Annotated in this window: 5 protein-coding genes; all 5 read right to left on the reverse strand. The window is 72.3% G+C overall.

The window, feature by feature from the left end:
* Positions 1 to 5: 5 nt before the first annotated feature.
* The gene (locus tag ACFY10_RS36685; RefSeq protein ID WP_390669592.1) at positions 6 to 1763 is read right to left on the reverse strand and encodes an acyl-CoA dehydrogenase family protein; all 1758 of its coding nucleotides are present in this window, start codon (positions 1761 to 1763) and stop codon (positions 6 to 8) included.
* The gene (locus ACFY10_RS36690) at positions 1760 to 3808 is read right to left on the reverse strand and encodes an acyl-CoA dehydrogenase family protein (RefSeq protein ID WP_390669593.1); all 2049 of its coding nucleotides are present in this window, start codon (positions 3806 to 3808) and stop codon (positions 1760 to 1762) included. The genes ACFY10_RS36685 and ACFY10_RS36690 overlap by 4 nt, the downstream gene beginning before the upstream one ends.
* Positions 3805 to 5415 (reverse strand): PfaD family polyunsaturated fatty acid/polyketide biosynthesis protein, encoded by a 1611-nt coding sequence (locus ACFY10_RS36695; RefSeq protein ID WP_390669594.1) that lies wholly within the window; start codon positions 5413 to 5415, stop codon positions 3805 to 3807. The genes ACFY10_RS36690 and ACFY10_RS36695 overlap by 4 nt, the downstream gene beginning before the upstream one ends.
* A 109-nt stretch (positions 5416 to 5524) precedes the next feature.
* The gene (locus ACFY10_RS36700) at positions 5525 to 12829 is read right to left on the reverse strand and encodes a beta-ketoacyl synthase N-terminal-like domain-containing protein (RefSeq protein WP_390669595.1); all 7305 of its coding nucleotides are present in this window, start codon (positions 12827 to 12829) and stop codon (positions 5525 to 5527) included.
* A gap of 23 nt (positions 12830 to 12852) precedes the next feature.
* Positions 12853 to 19908 carry an SDR family NAD(P)-dependent oxidoreductase gene (locus ACFY10_RS36705; protein WP_390669596.1) on the reverse strand — a complete coding sequence of 2352 codons (7056 nt, stop codon included), beginning with the start codon at positions 19906 to 19908 and terminating at the stop codon, positions 12853 to 12855.
* Positions 19909 to 19919 lie beyond the last annotated feature (11 nt).

The raw sequence follows: 19919 nt of genomic DNA on the forward strand, positions 1-19919 counted from the left end.
TCCGGTCACCAACTCACCTGGAACGGACGGAAGGAGAAGAGCCGCCCCTCGCGATGGGCGCTTGCCATGACCTCGGCGACGGCGTCGATGTCGTCGGGCCCGGTCACCCGGCGCGTGGGGTGGAAACGGCGCAGCAGCCGCTCCAGACAGAGCAGGAGGACCGCCGGTGAGCGCAGGGCGGGCGCGAAGCTGTCGCGTCCGCGCAGGTAGAGGTGGACGCAGGCGGCTGCCGCCGACACCGCCGCGTACTGCTTGGCGAGGTCGTACAGCTCGGCGGACTGCCCGGCCTGCCGCCCCTGTTCGGCGAAGAGCTTGGCGTGCTCGTCGGCGAGGCGGTGCACTTCGTCGGCGATGAGCTCCGCGGTGTCGGCGCAGCCGGCCAGCCGGCCAGCCTCGCGGCCCTCGGCGTCGTGCGCGGCCCGGCGCAGTTCGGCGACGGCCGAGCGCAGGGCGAGCACGGAGTCGTCGCCGCCACGGCTGAAGAGCTGCTGTGCGGCGGGTTCGTAGGGGGCCATGGGGTGGGCGGGGTCGAAGAGCCGGGCTGTCGTGGCGACCGCCTCGGAGACGGGACCGGGCTCCTGCCCGACCGCGTTCGCGAGCAGGTTGTGCAGCTGCAGCGCGATGTTCTTGAGGTTCACCACGGTGTTGCCGTCGGCGAAGTTGGAGATCGCGAAGTCGCGCAGCACCTTCTGGAAGATGCCGTGACGGGGATGGCCGCGCAGGTAGTAACGGGCGCCGAGGACGGTGGTCAGCCGGGAGAGGGTCTCCTCCAGCAGGGTCGGCACGAAGTACTTGACGACGGACGACCAGATGCTGGCCTGGGCGGGCGCGAGCTGGAGCGACCGTACGGCGCCCGTGGTCAGCGCGTCGGCGATCAGCAGCTCGGCGAAGCATTCGGCCAACTGCCGCTTGGAATAAGGCACTTCGAACACGGTCCCGCCGAAGATGACGCGACTGGAGGCGAAGTCGAGAGTGGAGCGCAGGGCGGTGTCCACGCAGCTCATGGCGATGCTGGAGATCGCGATGCGCGCCAGCTGACTGCTCTTGAGGGCGACTTCGAGTCCCTGCCCGACCCGTCCGACGAGCGCCGAATCGGGCACGAAGCAGTCCGTGAGGCGCACCCCGCTCATGTCGAGGCCGCGCAGTCCGTGGAGCGGCTCGTCCCGCAGATGCTCCAACTGCTCCGCGGGGATGCCGGACTTCTCGACGGCGAAGACCGAGTACCCGCCGGGCCCGCCCTTCTCCGACGTACGGGCGAAGACCATGACCGTGGCGGCGACGGTGGCGTTGCCGATGGTCCACTTCTCGCCGCTCAGCAGCCAACCGCCCTCGACGCGCCGGGCGTTGGTCTCGTTGGCGAGGACGTCACTGCCGTGCCGGCGCTCGGACAGCCCCCAGGCCAGCTTCTGCCCGCCGCGGATGGCGTCCGCGAAGTGCTGGCGCTGCTCGGGGCTGCCGGCGATCCACACCGGCATATAGCTGAGGCTGGTCAGCACCATGGCGGTGGCGGAGGTGGGGTCACGGCGGCCGACGAGGCGGTAGAGGTTGAAGCCGTCCTCGACATGGACGGCTTTGCCACCGTTGGCGGCCGGCACGATCCAGTCGTACAGCCCCCAGGCCGCCAGGGTGTCGACGAACTCGTGCGGGTACTCCTGGCGTTCGTCGAGGTCGAGGATGCGCGGGTACGGCATGGGTCCGTCGGCGTCCCACGGGTCGCCGAGGTACCGCTCCAGGTCCGCCATCAGCGCGGTGAGGTCGGTCATGTCGTCTCGTCCTCCTCGGGTGCCGGTCCGTCGGACAGCCGGACCGGGAACGCGGTGAACAGGAGCCGCGCGGCGTCGAGCGAGGTGAGCGCGCGGGCCGCGGCCGGCAGATCGGAAGCCGCCTGGCGCGGATCGCGCCCCTCGGCCAGGGCAAGCAGCACAGCCAGAACGGCGGTGAGCCACCCTGCACCGCCCGGCTCCTCGCCGTACAGCCCGCGATCGGGGTGCGCGTCCCACGCGAGAGCTGCCGCGGCGGCCGCGTACAACACACAACAACGGTCGGCAAGATCGAGCAGCTCGGCCGAGGCACCGAGCCCACGGGACCGGTCACGCCGGGCCTCGGCGGCGGTGACGAAGGTATCGGCGAGTGCGGCCCGAACGCCGCGCACGAGGGCCGCGGCCCGGTGTTCGCCACGTCCCGCAAGGTCCCGCGCAAGCCCTTCGGCGCGCGCGGCAAAGCCGAGGAGCACAAGGTCCTTGGGGCGAGCGGAGAGGTCGAGGGCAGCGGGGTCGAGGCCGGGCAGCGGGCCGCCGAAGGCGAAGAAGGCGTCGAGAGCGGGCGGGAGCGGCGGCTCGACGACGTATGTGGACCGGGGGCCAGGGGCGGCAGACGCCGCGGGTCCGGATGCTGGCCGGGAAACGGGGGCAGGAGGCACCGCCAGCCCGGAAGCCGACCCGGAAACGGCCGCGGAAGACACCCCAGAGGCAGAAGCCGACCCGGACTCAGAAGCGATCGGCGCCGCAAGACCGGACGCCGAACGGGAGGCGGCGGGCGGCGTCGCGATGGCCGGGGCGGGGCCCGTATCCATTGGCGACCGTACCTCGCCATCCGGGGCGGAGCCCGACTCCGATGCCGACCCCGCCGCGCCACCCGGATCCCCGAACACAGGTGCGTAGCCCGGTAGTTGGACGGCGATCGCGCGCAGTACCCCGAAGGGGCTGGTGTCGATCGACTCCACGACGGTGTTGTCTCGCTGCGCCTTGTCGATGATCGCGCCGGGGCCGTGGGCCAGGACGCCGCGGGCGCCGAGTAGGGAGCGCGAGCGGGACACCGTGGATGCCGTCAGGCGGGTGGCTACGCGCTTGACGACCGACGAGCACAGGCCGAAGGTCGCCGGTGACAGGTGGGCGTAGCGGGCGGCGGTCAGGGACAGCAGGTCCGCGGCGAACAACTCGGCTGCGGCAACGGCCAGTTCGCGGGAGCCGTGGCCGGTGTCTGCGACCCGGACGCCGCCGACCCGCCTGCCCCGCGTGAACCGCAGTGCCGTACGCAGTGCCGTGTCCGCGGTGGCCAGGCAGGCCGCCGTGCTGAGCAGCCGTACCATCTGCTGGGCCCGCATGGCGCCCGCGAGGCCACCGCCCATGTCCCCGATCACCGCCGTCTGCGGTACCGGAGTCCCGTCGAAGGCCAGGTCGGCGAAGTCGATGCCCCGCATGCCCGTGACGGACTGCGCGGGCATGCGCCCTACCCGTGCCAGTTCCCGCGGCCCGAGCAGCACCGCCGTGAACGCGGCCGGGCCGCGCGCTGCCGTGCGGGCCACCACGACCGCGGCGTCGGCGGTGGCCCCCCGCCCGACGAGCCACTTGCGGCCGGTCAGCCGGAAGCCTCCCTCGGCCGGATCGAGGCGGCACTCGCCCGCCAGGACGTCGCTGCCCGAGCGCTCCTCGGAGAGCGCGAAGGCGATGGTCCGTCCTTCCTGCACCCAGTCGGCGACGGTCTTGGCCTGCTCGCTCGTGCCCGCCGCGAGCACCGTCATCACGGCGGAGCAGGACAGCAGGGTGGCAGGCATGACCGCGGCGTCGCGGCGGGCCGCCACCCGGACCAGGACGAGCGTGTCGTCGAGGCCGCGCAGTGCGCCGCCCAGGGAGGGGGGCAGATAGGCGAGCGGGAAGTCGACGGAGTCGAGGCGGGCTGCGAAGGCGTGCGGGAAGTCGCCCCTGGCATCCCGCGCGACCCCGGCCTCGAAGCCGTAGACGTTGTCGGTCCGCCAGGGGTCGCCGAGCAGTTCGTCGAGGAGCGCCGCGGAGGCGAAGGCGGCCGTCATGGCCGCACCTGCAGGGCCGGGTCGGGCTGCGGCACCGGGTAGTCGACGATCGCGGGAGAGAGCGCGAGGCCGGCCGCCCGCAGCATGGACAGCCGCTGGTGGAAAGCGGCGCCGGTCATGATGTGGCGGGCGACGTCGGCGACGCGGCGGTTCTGCGGGGCGGCCAAGTACGTGCCCCGCACCCAGGAGTTGAAGCTGCCCATCGCCGGGCCGCACCAGATCTGGTAGTCGACCGCGCGGTCCGCCTCCCCCGTCTTGGCCCAGCGCGAGGCCATGCCCAGGTACCAGCGGAAGATCAGCGCGGCCCGCCGTTTCGGGTTGGCGGCGGCGCGGGCGAGCTGGTCGGGGTCGCGGCGCTCGAAGTAGGTGACGGTCTCCGCCCAGACGTCCTCCAGGGGACGCCGGAAGATCTGCTTCTCGATGCGGGCGCGGGCCGCGGCCGGGATCGCGTCGATGCCGTCGTGGTCGCGGTAGAGCTCGTACAGCAGTCGGGCCCGCATCGGGAAGAGCGTGCCGCGCTTGAGGACCTGCAGCTCGACGCCCATCTCGAACATGTCCGCCGCGGGCGCCATCTCGAAGTCCGCGAGGTCGGCCTGCGCCAGCATCTCCTTGACCTGTACGGAGGTGCCGGCCTCGACGCAGGACTGGTTGACGGAACCGGTGACGACGTAGTCGGCGCCCATGGCGAAGGCCGCCCAGGCCGCCTCCGGGGTGCCGATACCACCCGCCGCACCGACCCGGATGCGCACCGGATACCCCAACTCCCGCATCAGACCGTCCCGTTGACGGATGATCACCGGCAGCTGCGCGGGCAGCGGGCGCCGGTCGGTGTGTCCGCCGGAGTCGGCCTCCACGGTGATGTCGTCGGCGAGCGGCACCCGTTCGGCGAGCCGCGCCTGCTCGGCGCTGATCGCGCCCTCCTCCAGCAGCGCCCGCACCATCGGCTCGGGTGCGGGCCGCATGAACAGCTCCGCGAGTTCGGTACGGGAGATCTTGGCGATGACCTTGTTGTCGGCGACGACTCCGTGCGGCCCGCCCGCGCGCAGCCCGGCCAGCCGATAGCGCACGATGTGCGGGGTGAGCGCGAGGAAGGCGGAGGCCTCGACGCACCGTACGCCGTGGCGCAGATACAGGTCGATCGCGGTGCGCTCCAGCCGCTCCTCGCTGGGGCTGTGGATCAGATTGCAGGCGTACGGCAGCCCCGGGATCTCGGTCGCGAAGCGCACCAGCGCCTTCTCGACGGCCTCGGGCAGCAGCCCCGCCGCCCCGTACGAGCCGAGGTAGCCGGCCCGGGCCATGGCGATCACCAGGTCGGCGGAGGCGATGCCGTTCGCCATGGCGCCGCTCATGTACGCCTCGCGCACGCCGTGCGCCTGCAGGAAGGCGGCGCTGCCCAGGCGTTCGGGCCCGAGCGGCGGCACGGCGGCGACGATCTCGTGCTCCCCGCCGGCCCGGACGCCGCCACCCGCGGCGGCGCCGAGGCCGTACGGCCCGCGCAGGATGTAGACGGGCTCGTCCAGGCGCATCAGCGCCTCCTGGATCCCGCAGTCGCCGACCGCGGGGGCCACGGGTCCGCTCCACCGCGGCCGCGGCTGCATGGTGCTCATCAGTCTTCTCCTCGTGGCTGCGGTGCCGCGATCTGCCGTCGATCGCCTGCGGCATCGTCGTGGCTGGTCGCGCAGTTCCCCGCGCCCCTTCAGGGCGCTGCCGAACCGCCTAGTCGTGGTGGATCTCGATCGCGAGGTCGCCCAGGCGGTAGATGCGCAGGGTCGACTTCCAGACGTACGCATCGCCGAGCAGGACGATCCGGCCCGGTTCGCGGCGGATCCCCTTGATATGCACGTCGAACTCCATGTCGGGGTCAGTGCGCAGGATCTGGCCCCGGTAGGACCAGGTCGTGTCGATGCCCGTGGCGAGTGCGAAGCGCGGGTTGCGCAGCCCGTCGGTGAGGCCGGTCTCGACGGCGTACACCTGCATGCCCTGCAGCAGCGCCTCGACGCCGAGGGAGCCGGGCATCACGGGGTCGCGGTGGAAGTGGCAGGAGAAGTACCACTCGTCGGGACGGATGGAGCGGTGTCCGCGGACGTATCCCTGGCCGTGTTCGCCGCCGCCGGGCAGGATGTCGACCCACTCGACGAGGTCGAGGTGGCCGCCGGCCAGTCGCGGTCCGCGGCGCGCGGACTCTGCGGCCCGGAAGTCGCGCAGGTCGATGCGCCGGGTACCGGGCGGCCTGGCCGGCTGCGTGTCCAGCCACGGCAGCACGTGCTTCCCCTTGTCCAGGCCGACCTGATGGGCGAGCGCCTTCTCGTTGAAGTAGCCGAAGAGGGACTCGCCGGTGTAGAAGACCTCGCCGTCGCAGGAGAGTTCGTAGGAAAAGTTCTGCAGGATGGAGCCCGGCATACGGTCGCTGGACAGCAGGGTCGAGCGGTGCTGGACGGTCTTCCCGCGCAGGTCGACGTCCTTGACGAGGGTGGCGTGGCCGTCCAGGTTGCGGATGCTGAACTGTTCCTCGGGGAGCGGCAGGGTGGCGCCGAGGTAGTAGCCGAGGAGGATGGCCGCCTGGAGGCTGGACTCCATGTAGACGCAGTTGGGCATGTACGGGTGGCCGTTGTCTGCGTAGTACCAGGCGTCGTCGGGCGAGTCGTACTCGGTCACCATCACCGCGCCGCGCTTGAGCGTGCCGCGCGTGCCTTGGAGCTTCATCACCCGGTCGACGAACAGGAAGTCGCCGTTGGGGATGTACGGGGCCCTGCTGTCGGCGTAGATCTCGAACTCGGGACCCATCGCGACGGCCAGGTCGCCCTTGGCGGCGTGCGCCATGTGGAACTCGTTGAGCAGCGCGGGCTCTGAGGTGGCCGGGGAGAGCCGGCCCAGGAAGTGCGGGACCGTACCGGCGGTCTCCGGGCGGTAGGGCGTGCCGGGTTTCTCGCGGAGGCGGATGCCGAGTCCGGTGACGCTGATGGACGGGGTGCCGTCGCGCAACACGACCACGTCCGCGACGAGCGACGGCCGGGGCAGAAGGTTCAACTCGGTGATGTCGATGCGGTATTCGATACGGGCGTTGCGCGGAGTGATCTGCCCTCGCACCTTCACCTCGGTCCGCAGGTCCGGCACGGGCTGGAAGCGGGCGTCGGGGAGGGTGAGGTGCAGGCCGAGGGAGAGGGCGTAGGTCTCCAGGAGTTGTACGGCGCCCTCGGCGACGAGTGATCCGGCGAGCACGGGGTCGTCGGGGAAGTGGCTGGTGAAGTACCAGGCGTCGGAGGCGAGTTCCTTCACCGCCTCGATCCGCCCGAGCCCGTGGCTGCCGCCCTTGCGGTCGAGGACGGTGACCTCGTCCGCCATCAGCAGCGGCCGGGTGGGCAGCCGCAGGGAGGTGTTGCAGCCGGGGGGCTGCCGGTGGCCGGGTCCGAAGACGTCGGCGATGCGGCCTTCGGCGAGGGCGTCGAGGTCGGCGGAGGTGAGGGACGTGCGGTGGGTGGTGGCCAGGGGCTTGAATGCCGTACGCCCCGGATCGGACTGGGTCTTGAGCCCCGGAGCGACCCTTCCCTGCACCAGGCCCGGCGAACTCTCCAGCTCCTCGTCCGTGAAGAAGCCCGCGCAGGCGTTGTTGAGTTTGAGGATGAGCTCGCCGTCGGCGTAGCAGTCGTAGTGGAAGAAGAAGAGCAGGGTGTCGCCCTGGCGGACGAACTGGTCGATCCAGATGTCGTAGCGCAGGGTCTGACCGGTGCGCGGCAGGTCGCCCAGGAAGCTGAGGCTGCTGTCGAGGAGGCGGTAGACGCGCTGGCCGCGGTTGGTGAAGTCGGCGCCGAGATAGCTGATGAGCAGCAGGTCGCACTGGCCGGCCTCGATGGTGACGGCGGGCGGGACCTGCCCGTCGACGGCGTACCAGGCGTCCTCGGGTACGTCGTACTCGGTACGGATGAAGGACGGTTTGAACTCCCCTGGTTCCGCGTCGAGTTGGGTGACGCGGGTGGCGAAGAGGTAGGGCGGGGCGGGGAGTCGTACGCGACGGTCGTAACCGTCGATGCGGGTGAAGCGGGGGCCGAAGACGTTGCCGACCTTGCCGACGGCGAACTCGAGGAGGTCGTGTTCGTCCCAGACGACGCCCTCGGGTTTCGGCGGGCGCGGAGTGGCTGCCGGCGCCGCCTGGACGGACGCCGAAGCCGACAGCACGGCCGTGAGTTCCTCCCGCAACTCCCGCTGGGCGTCCAGGACTTCCTGGTGCGCCTCCAGGATCTCGGCACGCAGGCTGCGTACCAGGGTCAGGGTGGCCGCGTGGTCGTCCGTGGTCCGGTCCGGCTGCCGCGGCTTCTCCGGTACGGGCAGGGGGGCGCCGAAGATGGCCGGGCGGGGCGGCACGTCGGCGCGTTCGGCCTGCGGCGCGGTGGCGTCGGCGGGGAGCATCGTGATCGGTTCCCGCTCCAGCGAGAGCGCGGGTACGGGCGGACCGTCGGGGCGGGTCGGCATCGCGGTGTCCCATTCCGTGGCGTGGAATGCCGTGTCAGGCAGTTCCGGGGCTTGGTCGAGGGCCCCGGCGGTCACCGGGACGGGGGGTGACGCGACGGACACCGAGGGCGGCGGGGCGACGGCGGTCGCTGTCTGCGCGGGGGCTCCGGTGGGCGTCGGTGCGGGCGGGACGGCGGACGCTGCCGCCGGGACCGGATCGGTGTATCCCACCGGGACCGGCAACGACGGCACAGCACGCTCCCGCGGCTCGACTCCGCCGCCCGGTGCGGACGCCACCGGCACGGGCTCCGACGGGAGAACACGTTTCGCCGGGACGGACTCCGGCGGCGCGGTCACGCGTCGCACCGATCCGACCACCGGTGCAGCCGCCGCGGTCACCAGCGGCGCGACCGGTGTGCCGCCCACCGTGAAGGTGCGCAGGCCCAGTGGGCGTCGGCGGGGTGCCGTTCGGGGGCGGAACGGGGTCAGGTCGACCGGGACCCCGTGGGTTGCGAGGCGGGCGACGAGGCGGGCGGTGTCCGTTGCGCCGCGGGCTCCCCGGCGGTCGACGGGGACCGAGATGTGCGGGTCGTCGCCCAGCGTCTCGTGGACCCAGCGGGTGCAGGTGCTGGACGGTCCGACCTCGATGAAGCAGCGGAAGCCGTCCTCGTAGGCCCGTCGTATCAGGCGGGGGAAGTCGACGGTCTCGCGCAGCGTGACGGCGATGTTGTGGGCGACGACGTCCTGGTCGAGGGCGCCGACGGGGGCGTAGTGGCGGCTGCTGTAGAGGACGAGGTCGCCCACGTCGCCGGTCGGGTAGCGGTTCAGGTCGGCCAGCTCCGCCAGCACTCCGTCCACCACCGGGCAGTGCATGACGTGGTTGGCGGGAGAGCGTGCGCTCTGGCAGCCCAAGGAGTCGATCAGGTCGCGGCATTGGGCGGGGTCGCCCGCGACCACGACCTCCGTCGGCGTGTTGACGTGGGTGATGAAGACGCGGTCGTGGCGCTGCACGGCGGCGCGCACGGAATCCGCGGGCGCCAGCAGCACATGAGTCGCCCACACCTGCTGGTCCGGCACCTCGTCCCCGATGCCCCACAGCGCCCGCACCGTCTTCTTCGGGCCGCGCAGCCGGTCGACGAAGAGCGGCGAGGCGTCGATCTTCGTCGTGGCGCGGGCCTCCTTGACCCAGCCGCCGGTGGCGAACAGCATGCTGCTCTCGCCGAGGCTGTAGCCGAACGCCCCGTGCACCGGCACCCCGAGCACCTCGCGCACCAGGTCGGTGGAGAGCAGGGCATAGCTGGTGCCGACGGCCAGCATCAGCGGGATGTCCTCGATCAACTCCGCCTCGCGGCCCATCAGTTCACGCCGGTCGAGCGGCGCAAGCGCGCGTGGGTACAGCGCCGCCGAGCGCAGCATCTCCGCGGGCAGTTCGGCCTGTGTCTCGAAGCGGGGCAGGAGTCCGGGGAAGGCCCGGAAGAGCGAACGCCCCAGGCCGAGATACGAGTTGAAGGCGCCCGGGTAGACCAGTGCCGTCTTCGTGCCCGGCCCGCCCGCCGGACGGGCGGCGAAGCAGCTCCCGGACGGCGAGGTCCACTCGCCGCCCGCCCGGTACACCCCCGGCAGGTCCTTGGCGGCCTGGTCCAACTGCCGTACGAGCCCTGCCGGATCGTCGGCTACCAGTACGGCCTTGAGCGCGGCGGGCCGGTCCTCGGCGAGCCGGGCCGCCCAGTCGCCGCCGCTCTCGACGGCGTCGCGCAGTTCGCCCAGCCGCCGCATCAGGGTGTCGATGTCGTCGGCGCCGACCGGCACGACGAGGCTGCCGCCGGAGCGCACCCAGTCGGTCGCCGCCACCTCGCCCCGCGTCTGCGCGCCGCCGAGCACCACATGGGCGTGGCTGCCCGCGCTGCCGGTGATGCTGACGCAGGCCGTACGGCGTCCCTCGCGGCGTTCGCGGAGCCAGGGTCGCGAGTCGCCGGCGAGGAAGAACGCGGACCCGGCGAGCCGGGCGCCGTCGACGCCGGCCGGGGCGACCGGCTGGTAGGCGTAGTGCAGGCACAGCGCCGCCCGGATGACGGAGGCGAGGGCGGAGGCACAACCGGTGTCCCCCACCGCGGAGTTGACCGCGCTGACGGCGGTCCGCAGTGCCCCGCCGGTTCGCTCGGCCGACCACACGCGGACGAGGCCTTCCAGCGTAGCGTCCTGCGCGGCCCCGGCCTCCACGAGTTCGACGTCGGCCGGTGTCACTCCGGCGGCGGCGAGGGCTTCCTCGGCCGCGGCGGCCACGAGGTCCGGCGCCGGCCGGGGGTCGAGGGTCGGCGAGTGGTGGACGGCCAGGGCGTCGACGGTGGCGTACACCGTGCGCTCCGGCGGGACCGAGCCGGGCCGGGTCACGACGACGGCACCGGCGCCGTCACCGAGCACGCTCCCGGCGTCCAGCAGCTCCCGGGCCAGTGTGGACTCCGGACCGGCCGCCAGGTCGACCGCTCCGACCAGGACCGCCTCGATGCTCGGGTCGAGCAGCAGCAGCCGGGCCGTGTCGAGGGCGTCGACTCCGACGGCGCTGTCGGAGGAGACGGTGAAGGAAGGGCCGGTGAGGTTCCACAGGGAGGAGATCCGGGCGGCCATGATGTTGCCGATGTAGCTGAGGACCTCGTTGGCCTCGATGGAGTCGTGGATGCCGTCCCGGGCGGCCCGGGTGAGCGCGGCCAGCTGGTCGTCCGTCGGTTCCAGACCGGCCGCGGCACACCAGGCGGCGAGCTTGCGGCCGAGCGCGTAACGGGCGCCGTGCCCCTCGACGCTGGGCTCCATCTCCATGCCGAGGACGACGGCGACCCGCCGCCCCTTGGCCCCGTCCTGGCCGCCGGGGCCGGGACGCTCGTACCCGGCGTCCTTCAGTGCCTCCTCCGCGACCCGCATCATCAGCAGATGCTGCTGGTTGAAGTGGTCGAGGTCCTTGGGCGGGATGCGGTAGGAGGTGGCGTCCACCTCGAAGCCCTCGATGTACGCGGCCTGCGGCGCGCCGACGCCGTCGAGCGTCTCGAACCCGCGCCACCGGTGGGACGGCAACTCCCTTACGGCGCCCGTGCCTTCGTATCCCGCCCGCTCGAACTCGTCGAGGGTGGTGAAGGATCCGAGGTGCGCACCCATGCCGATGACGGCGAGTGGCTGCGGTGTCCGCCGCTCGGTGCCGTCGTCCTCTGCGTCCGTGTCGGGTCCGGACAGGACGACGTGCGCGTTGGTGCCGCCGAAGCCGAACGCCGAGACGGCGGCCCGGCGTACGCCCTCGGTGGCGGGCCAGGGCGTGGGTTCGCGCACGACACGGTCCGCCACCGTGCCCGGCAGCGGCCGGTCCACGCCGACGGTGGGCGGGATGACGCCGTGCCCGAGGGCGAGGACGACCTTCAGCAGACTGCTCATCCCGGCGGCGGTCAGCAGGTGCCCGATGTTGCCCTTGACCGAGCCGAGCAGCGGGCCGCGCCCGAAGTACCGTTCCACACCGTCGAGTTCGGTGCGGTCGCCCAGCGGGGTGCCGGTGGCGTGGCACTCGACGTACTGGATGTCGTGCGGTTCGATGCCGGCGTCCCGGTGGGCGAGTTCGTACGCGGCGAGCTGGCCGTTGACGTTCGGGGCGAGCAGGTGCTTGCCGGGACCGTCGTTGCCGAGGGCGACGGCGTCGACGACGGCGTACACCCGGTCCCCGTCGCGGCGGGCGTCGGCGAGCCGCTTGACGGCGACCATGGCCGCGCCCTGGCCGGTGATGATGCCCTTCGAACGGGCGTCGAAAGGCTGGCTGAAGCCGTCCGGCGGGTAGGCGTGCAGGTCGGAGAAGGACAGGTGGATGACGGTCGGGTCGGGGGCGCAGACCCCGCCGGCCAGCATCAGGTCGGCGCTTCCGGTGGCGAGTCGGTCGCAGGCGAGTTTGATGGCGTACAGCGCGGAGGAGCAGGCCGCGTCGAGGGTGTGGCGGGGGCCGTCGAGCCCGAGGGCGGCGGCGACCACATGGGCGGGGAGCCCGCCGGGCCAGAGGTTGTGTGCCGTGGCCCTCTGTGCTGTCCCCCGGTCACTGGCCGGGCTGCCGTCCGCCGCACCGGACGGCAACCCGGCCGCGGGGAAGCCGGCCGCCGCGAGGCCCTCGGAGACCGCGGCGTCCCACAGCTTCCCCGCTGTTCGGCCGGAGGCCGGGGTGGGGAACGGGTAGTTCCCGAACACCACACCGGTCCTCCGGCCGGCCGCCCGGCCGTCCGCGGCAGCGGGGGATACACCCGCGTCGGCCAGGGCGTCCTCGGCCACCCGGAGCGCCCAGTGGAACGAGCGGTCCAGGCCGGCCAGGTAGTCGGCGGGCAGCAGGTACCGGGAGAGGTCGAGGTCCGCCGTGGCCTCGAGGAACCCGCCGCGCGTGCAGTAGATGCGGTGCCGGTCCCCAGCGTCGCCCTCGGCCGTCGGGGCGTGCCCGAAGACCCTCTCGCCGCCTTCGGTGCGCGAGTCGACCGCGCCCATCAGGTTGCTCCAGTAGGCGTCGGGCGTGGCCGCCCCCGGGAAGAGGCAGGACAGTCCGACGATCGCGTACTTGCCCATGACGGATCAGCCTCCGAGCGTCGTCAGACCGTGACCGCGGCGGCCGCCCGGCCCGGCTGCCTGAACCGTGCGTCCAGCTCCGCGTCCTCGACCGCGACCACGTCCTCCAGGACGGCCAGCACCCGGCCCTGCGGGTCGAGCGCCGTCACGGTGCAGGTGACGCCGGTCCGGCCGGGCCGCACGTCCTCGACGGCGACGAGGAAGTCCCCGTCGGACGGCAGCGGCGCGTACAGGCTGAGCCGTCCGATCTCCATCGGCAGGCAGGCCCGCCCGCGCTGCTCGCGCACCCACACCAGCACGGCCTGCAGCAGCAGGTCGGCCAGCACCGGGCTGTGCAGCCGGGCGTGATAGCCGCCGAGCGCGGGCCGGTCGTCGGCGAGCCGGGCCCGTACGAGGAGCCGCTGCTCGTCGCCGGCCAGCACCGTGCGCAGGCCGCGCAGGGAGGGCCCGTGGAAGAGCGTGCCGTCGCGGTACAGCCGCGCCGCGTCCTGCCCGGCCGCGCTGCGGGCGAGGCCCGCCAGGTCGCCGCGGTCGGCGGGCCGCTGCCCGGCGTCACCCGTGCTCAGCCGGACGCTGTACGCGGGCCGGCTGCGACCGCTCGCGTCGACGGACGAGGCGAGCACGTCCACCTCCGCCGAGGAGCCGACGGGCTCGATGGACAGCCGCAGCCGCTGCGGCTGCTGCCCCTCCGGCTCGTCCCAGGCGACGCCCTTGAAGACCTTGAACCCGCTTGCCCTGCCCACCGGTCGACCGGTCGCCGTCTCCACCGCATTGGCCAGCACGCCGAGTGCCGCGGTGGCGGGCAGCACCCGCCGGTCGCCGATGGTGTGGTCGGTCAGCAGCGGCTGGTCGGCGAGGTCGGTCAGCGTCCGGTCGACGACCAGGGGCGAGAGCGCCGTGGCCGGCGCCGCGGGCGGCCCGGACAGCGGGGTGAGCGGCCCGGTGACGATCACCGTGTCGTGCCCGTGCCCGGCCGTGAACTGCTCGGCGAACATGCCCGCACCGGTCTCGAGCGGCACCAGGGCGATCCCGCGCGAGGCGAACATGGCGCGCAGGTCGTCGGAGACCATGCCGCCGTCCCAGGCGCCCCAGTTCATCGCGGTGACGCGCGCGGAGGGCAGTTCCCGCTTCAGCCGTACGGCGATGCGGTTCAGCGCCTCGTTGGCCATGGCGTAGTCGGACTGCCCGCGGTTGCCGAAGAACCCGGCGACGGAGGAGAAGAAGACGAGGTGCCGCAGCTCGGCGACGCCGCGCAGCGCGTCCAGCACATTGCCCAGCCCGATCAGCTTCGTGCCCAGCACCCGGCGGGTCTCCTCCGGCGACTTCTGCGCGATGAGCCGGTCGGCGAGCACACCGGCCCCGTGCACGATGCCCGTGACCCTTCCCGCGTACGGCGTCAGCGCGCGGCGCACCTCGGTGGCGTCGGTGATGTCGACGGCGAGGTACTCGACACGGGCGCCGGTGGCGGTGAGCCTGGCGAGGTTCGCGGTGATCTCGCGGGACGCGGTGATCTCCCGGAACTCCCCCTCGATCGCCCGGGGGTTGGGCTTCTGCCCGCCCTGCGCGGCCCGCCGCGCGATGAGGCCGCGCAGGGCGGGGCCCTCGTGTCCCACGGCCCAGTCGGGCTCCGGCGCGGGCCGGCTGCGGCCGAGCAGCAGCAGTCCGGCGGGCCGGGCGGAGACCAGGGCGTGCAGGCAGTCGGCGGTGATGCCGCGGGCGCCGCCGGTGACCACGAACAGGTCGTCGGAGGAGACCTCCGGGACGGCGGCCGCGTGTGCCTCGTGCGGTTCGGCCGCGAGCGCGATCGCACGCCGGCCGGCCGGATCGTGCGCCACGTCGACGTGCTCGGCCGACAGGTCGTGGATCTCGCCGAGGAAGCGCGCGCCGACGGTGGTGGGAGCCAGCTCCGGCGCGAAGTCGACCGTACGGGCGAAGAGTTCGGGCGCCTCGACGGCGAGGGTCTTCACCAGCCCGCCGACCCCGCCGAGCAGCGGAGAGGCGTCGCCGCCACCGCGGTAGCCGTTCGCCCCGTCGAGCCGGGTGACGGCCACGAACGCGGCACGGGTGCCCTGCGCGGCGACCGACTTCAGCGCGGCCAGGCTGTGCTTGGCGACCAGCAGGCAGTGCTCGAGCCGCTGCACACCCTCGCCCCACTGCTGTCCCGCCGCGGCCGCCATCTGTACAACGAGATCGATCCGTCCGCTCACGAGCGTCCCGGCGAGCTCCCCCTCGTCCCAACTCGCCAGCCGCCGCACAACATCCGCCTCCGGCACGACGCTGTCGACACCCGGCAGCGCGACGATCTCCACCCGCCAGCCGTCACCGCGCAGCGCTCCGGCGAGCGGCCGGGTGAGCGTCGACCCGTCGTCGACGAGCACCGCGGTACGCGGTTCGGCGTACGCACCCACCAGGGTGTGGGGCGGGGCGATCTCGGTGAGGTCGGCGTAGGTACGGCCGATGCCGGGGGCGGGCGGGTAGGTGATGGCGAGGGGGGCGGCGGGTGCGGGGGCCGCTGTCCGGGGGGCGGGTCCGGTGGGGACGGTGGACACGGTGGCGACGGTGGAGGCGAGGAAGCCGGCGATGTCGTCCAGCGTCCGCAGCTCCGCGAGCACCTCCGGATCGACGTCCTCGGACACCGGATACGACTCCTGCAACGCACCCAGAATCTGCACCCGCTTGATCGAATCGATCCCCAGATCAGCCTCGACATCCATCCCCGGCTCCAACATCTCCACCGGGTAACCCGTCTTCTCCGCCACCGCGCCCAGGAGGGCCTCCATCACGCCTTCGGCGACAGCCGAGTTGAGGGCGGCGACCGGCTCGGGGGCGGGTGCTGCGGCGGGTTCGGGCCGAGCGGTGGACTCGGGCTGAGTGGTGGGTTCGACGGACACGGTGGAGGCCAGGAAGCCCGCGATGTCGTCCAGCGTCCGCAACTCCGCGAGCACCTCGGGGTCGACATCCTCCGAGACCGGATACGACTCCTGCAACGCACCCAGAATCTGCACCCGCTTGATCGAATCGATGCCGAGATCAGCCTCGACATCCATGCCGGGCTCCAACATCTCCACCGGGTAACCGGTCTTCTCCGCCACCGCGCCCAGGAGGGCCTCCATCACGCCTTCGGCGACAGCCGAGTTGGGGGCGACGACCGGCTCGGGGGCGAGTGCTGCGGTGGGTTCGCGCTGAGCAGTGGGCTCGAGCTGAGTGGTGGGTTCGACGGACACAGTGGAGGCGAGGAAGCCCGCGATGTCGTCCAGCGTCCGCAACTCGGCTAGCACCTCCGGATCAACGTCCTCCGAGACCGGATACGACTCCTGCAACGCACCCAGAATCTGCACCCGCTTGATCGAATCGATCCCCAGATCAGCCTCGACATCCATCCCCGGCTCCAACATCTCCACCGGGTAACCCGTCTTCTCCGCCACCGCACCCATCAGCGCATCCATCACACCAGCCGCAACAGCCGACTCGGCGACGGAGACGAGCTCGGGCTCGGGCTCGGGAAGGGTGACGGTCTCGACCGCAGAGGCAATCGGCTCCGGAGCCGACTCGGCAGGCACAGTGGAAGCCAGGAAGCCGGCGATGTCGTCCAGCGTCCGCAACTCCGCGAGCACCTCCGGATCGACATCCTCCGAAACGGGATACGACTCCTGCAACGCACCCAGAATCTGCACCCGCTTGATCGAATCGATCCCCAGATCAGCCTCGACATCCATCCCCGGCTCCAACATCTCCACCGGGTAACCCGTCTTCTCCGCCACCGCACCCATCAGCGCATCCATCACACCAGCCGCAATGGCGGAATCGGCGACGGAGACGGGCTGGGGCGCAGGCTCGGGTTCGGGCTCGGCCGCTGTCTCGGGCTCGGGCTCGACCTCAACCTCCGTGACCGTGACCGGCGTCGGCTCCGGCACCGGCGTCGGCTCCGGCACCGGCGTCGGCTCCGGCACCGGCGTCGGCTGCGGCTCCTCGGCCGGCGGAGCCGCACGCAACGCATCCAGCAGCAGTCGAGCAGCCCGCTCGTGCGCTGCCCCGATCGTCGCGCTCTGCTCCTGTATGAGCCGCAGCGCGGCCTCCGTGTCGGGGTGCCCTCCGGCCCGTACGGACTCCTCCAGCGAACGGACCGAGGCGTGCACGGTGTCCGCGTGGGCGGTGAGGATCTCCGCCTGGAGGGCAAGCCCGTCGCGTACGACATCCTCGACGCCGTCGGAGCCGCCCGCACCGTCACCGGCACGGGCACCCGCCGCCAGAGTCAACGGCTCTGCGATCGCATCCTGATATGCCGAACGCCGTTCCTGCGTCACGTAGTTGATGCCGCGCAGCGGGATGTTCATGCCCTTGCGGGCGGGCAGCTGGGCGCGCGGCTCGACGTGGTCGTCGAAGCCGGTGAGCGGCAGCCCGAGCACCGCAAGTTCGACGGCCGCACGCTTCAGTGAGACTTCGCTGTCCTTGCTCGGCCCGCCGTCCACCGCGAGGGTCACGACGTCGGTGCGGCCTTCGAGAATGCGGTCGATCAGATCCGTCAGCACTCGCTTGGGGCCGAACTCGACGAAGACGCGGAAGCCGTCGGCGTACATCCTCTCGATGCCGGACACGAAGTCGACCGGCTGGAGCAACTGATCCACGAGGGTGCGGCGGTTGGCCGCCGCGTCGCTGCCGTACGCGGATCCCGGGGTGTTGGCGTAGACCGGGACCGTCGGGATGCCCAGCCCCGTCGACTCCACGGCCTGCCGGAACGCGTCCGCGGCGTGGGCGACGAAGCCCGTGTGGAACGCGGCGGAGACCGGCAGCCGCTTGGCCGGGATACGGCGGCCCGAGACGTCGGCGACCAGGCGGTCGATCTCGTCCGTGGGACCGCCGACGACGATCTGGCCGGGGGCGTTGATGTTGCAGATGGCCACATTGCGGTACGTGGCAACCAGTCCCTGGACGTCGGAGAGGGAGGCGCGGATGGCCGCCATGGCGCCGGGATCGAAGTCGGCGGCGGCCTGCTCGGGCGGGGCCATCGCGCGGCCGCGGGCGCGCGCCAGCCCTGCGAACTGGTCGTCGTCCAGCGCCCCGGCCGCCCACAGCGCGGTGAGTTCGCCGAAGCTGTGGCCGATGACGCCGTCGGCGCGGTAGCCGAGTTCGCGCAGCCAGGCGTACTGGCCGGAGGCGAGCGCGCCGATGGCGGGCTGGGCGAAGTCGGTGCGGCGCAGGGCCGTTTCCTGTTCGCCACGGGCGGTGTCGGTGAAGGCGGGCGGCGGGAAGACCGTGCGGGCGAGGGTGTCGGGGCCCGCGGTCAGCCGGTTGGCGCGGTCGAAGGCGGCGCGTACGGGCGGCAGCGCGACGGCGGCCCGCCGCCCCATGCCGACGTACTGGCTGCCCTGCCCGGCGAACACGGCCGCCGTCTTGACGGACGTGGGCAGTGCCTGGCGCCGGTAGGTGATGCCCTTGGGGTGCTGCCAGGAGTCCGCGTCGGGGCGGGCGCGCAGCAACTCCACTGCCGTACCGCACAGTTCGGTGAATTCGTCGTCGCTGCGGGCCACTATCCCGATGCGGGCGTCGGCCGCGGGGATCGCGCCGGACTCGTCCGGAGCGGCACCGTTCTCGATGCGCAGGGCGAGCGCCTCCGGACCGGCCGCGTGCCACAGGCCCCAACGGACCGTCGGGCCAAGGGATTTGACCTGTGAAGATCCCTCGTGCTCCTCCAGCACCATGTGGAAGTTGGTGCCGCCGAAGCCGAACGACGACACGGCCGCCCGGCGTTTGTCCCGCTCCGGGTCCAGCACCCAGGGACGCGCCTCGGTGTTGACGTAGAAGGGCGTGCTCGCGGGGTCGACCGCCTCGCTCGGTGTTTCGACGTTGATGGTCGGCGGGAGCACCTTCTGGTGCAGGGCGAGGGAGAGTTTGATGAGGCTGGCGGCGCCCGCGGCCGCCTTGGTGTGCCCGATCTGGGACTTGACGCTGCCGATGGCGGCGTAGCCGTGGTCCTCGTTGCCGGCCGCGACGACGGAGGAGAGGGCGGACAGCTCGGTGTGGTCGCCGACGGCCGTGCCCGTGCCGTGCGCCTCGAACAGCTCGATGGAGTCGACGGGTACGCCGGCGTCGTCGTAGGCGCGGCGCAGGGCGAGTTGCTGGCCTTCGGCGCGCGGGGCGTAGATGCTCTTGAAGCGGCCGTCGCTGGAGGTGCCGATGCCGCGCAGTACGGCGTAGATGCGGTCGCCGTCGCGTTCGGCGTCGGCGAGGCGCTTGAGGGCGAGCATGCCGATGCCCTCGCCGATCAGCGTGCCGTCGGCGGACTCGTCGAAGGGGCGGATCTGCTGGGTCTTCGAGAACGCCGGGGTCTTGCTGAAGCACATGTACATGAGGATCGTGTTCTCGGCGTCGCAGCCGCCGGTGATCATCATGTCGGCGCGGCCCTCGATGAGTTCGCTGACCGCGAGTTTGACGGCCGCGAGGGAGCTGGCGCAGGCGGCGTCGACGGTGCAGTTGGTGCCGCCGAGGTCGAAGCGGTTGGCGATCCGGCCGGCGACGACGTTGCCGAGCATGCCGGGGAAGGAGTTCTCCTCCCACGGGATGTACGCCTTCTTGAAGCGCTGCGCGATCTCCTCGGCGTCCGCCTCGCTCAGGCCGACGCTGCGTACGACCTCCTTGAGAACCGGGGTCTGCAGGCGCGCGGAGAGCGGCTGGGTGAGGGAGTTGGCGCCGGTGATGCCGAGGACGACACCGGTGCGGGAGGCGTCGTACCAGCTGCCGTTCTCGGCGCCTGCGTCGCGCAGCACGTCGCGCGCCACCGTGAGGGAGAGCAGCTGGAGGATGTCGGTGACCTCCAGGGTGTTGGGCGGGAGCCCGAACTCCATGGGGTTGAAGGCGATTTCGGGCAGGAATCCGCCGCGGCGGACGTAGGTCTTGTCCTCGGCCTCGGGGTCCGGGTCGTAGTAGTCCGCGGTGTTCCAGTGGCTCTCGGGGACGTCCTCTATGCAGTCCTCGGCGTCCACGATGTTGTGCCAGAACTCGCGCAGGTCGCGCGACTTGGGGAAGAGGCCCGCCAACCCGACGATCGCGATCGGCGTCTCGGCCAGACGTGAGTAGTGCACGATGGTGGTCC

Origin of the sequence: Streptomyces sp. NPDC001401 (genome assembly GCF_042895385.1) — a bacterium.
Taxonomy (GTDB): domain Bacteria; phylum Actinomycetota; class Actinomycetes; order Streptomycetales; family Streptomycetaceae; genus Streptomyces.

What these genes read in the sequence shown, in the direction of transcription:
- ACFY10_RS36690 (WP_390669593.1), bottom strand. Translation starts at nt 3,808, where the DNA reads ATGACGGCCGCCTTCGCCTCCGCGGCGCTCCTCGACGAACTGCTCGGC.
- ACFY10_RS36685 (WP_390669592.1), bottom strand. Translation starts at nt 1,763, where the DNA reads ATGACCGACCTCACCGCGCTGATGGCGGACCTGGAGCGGTACCTCGGC.
- ACFY10_RS36695 (WP_390669594.1), bottom strand. Translation starts at nt 5,415, where the DNA reads ATGAGCACCATGCAGCCGCGGCCGCGGTGGAGCGGACCCGTGGCCCCC.
- ACFY10_RS36700 (WP_390669595.1), bottom strand. Translation starts at nt 12,829, where the DNA reads ATGGGCAAGTACGCGATCGTCGGACTGTCCTGCCTCTTCCCGGGGGCG.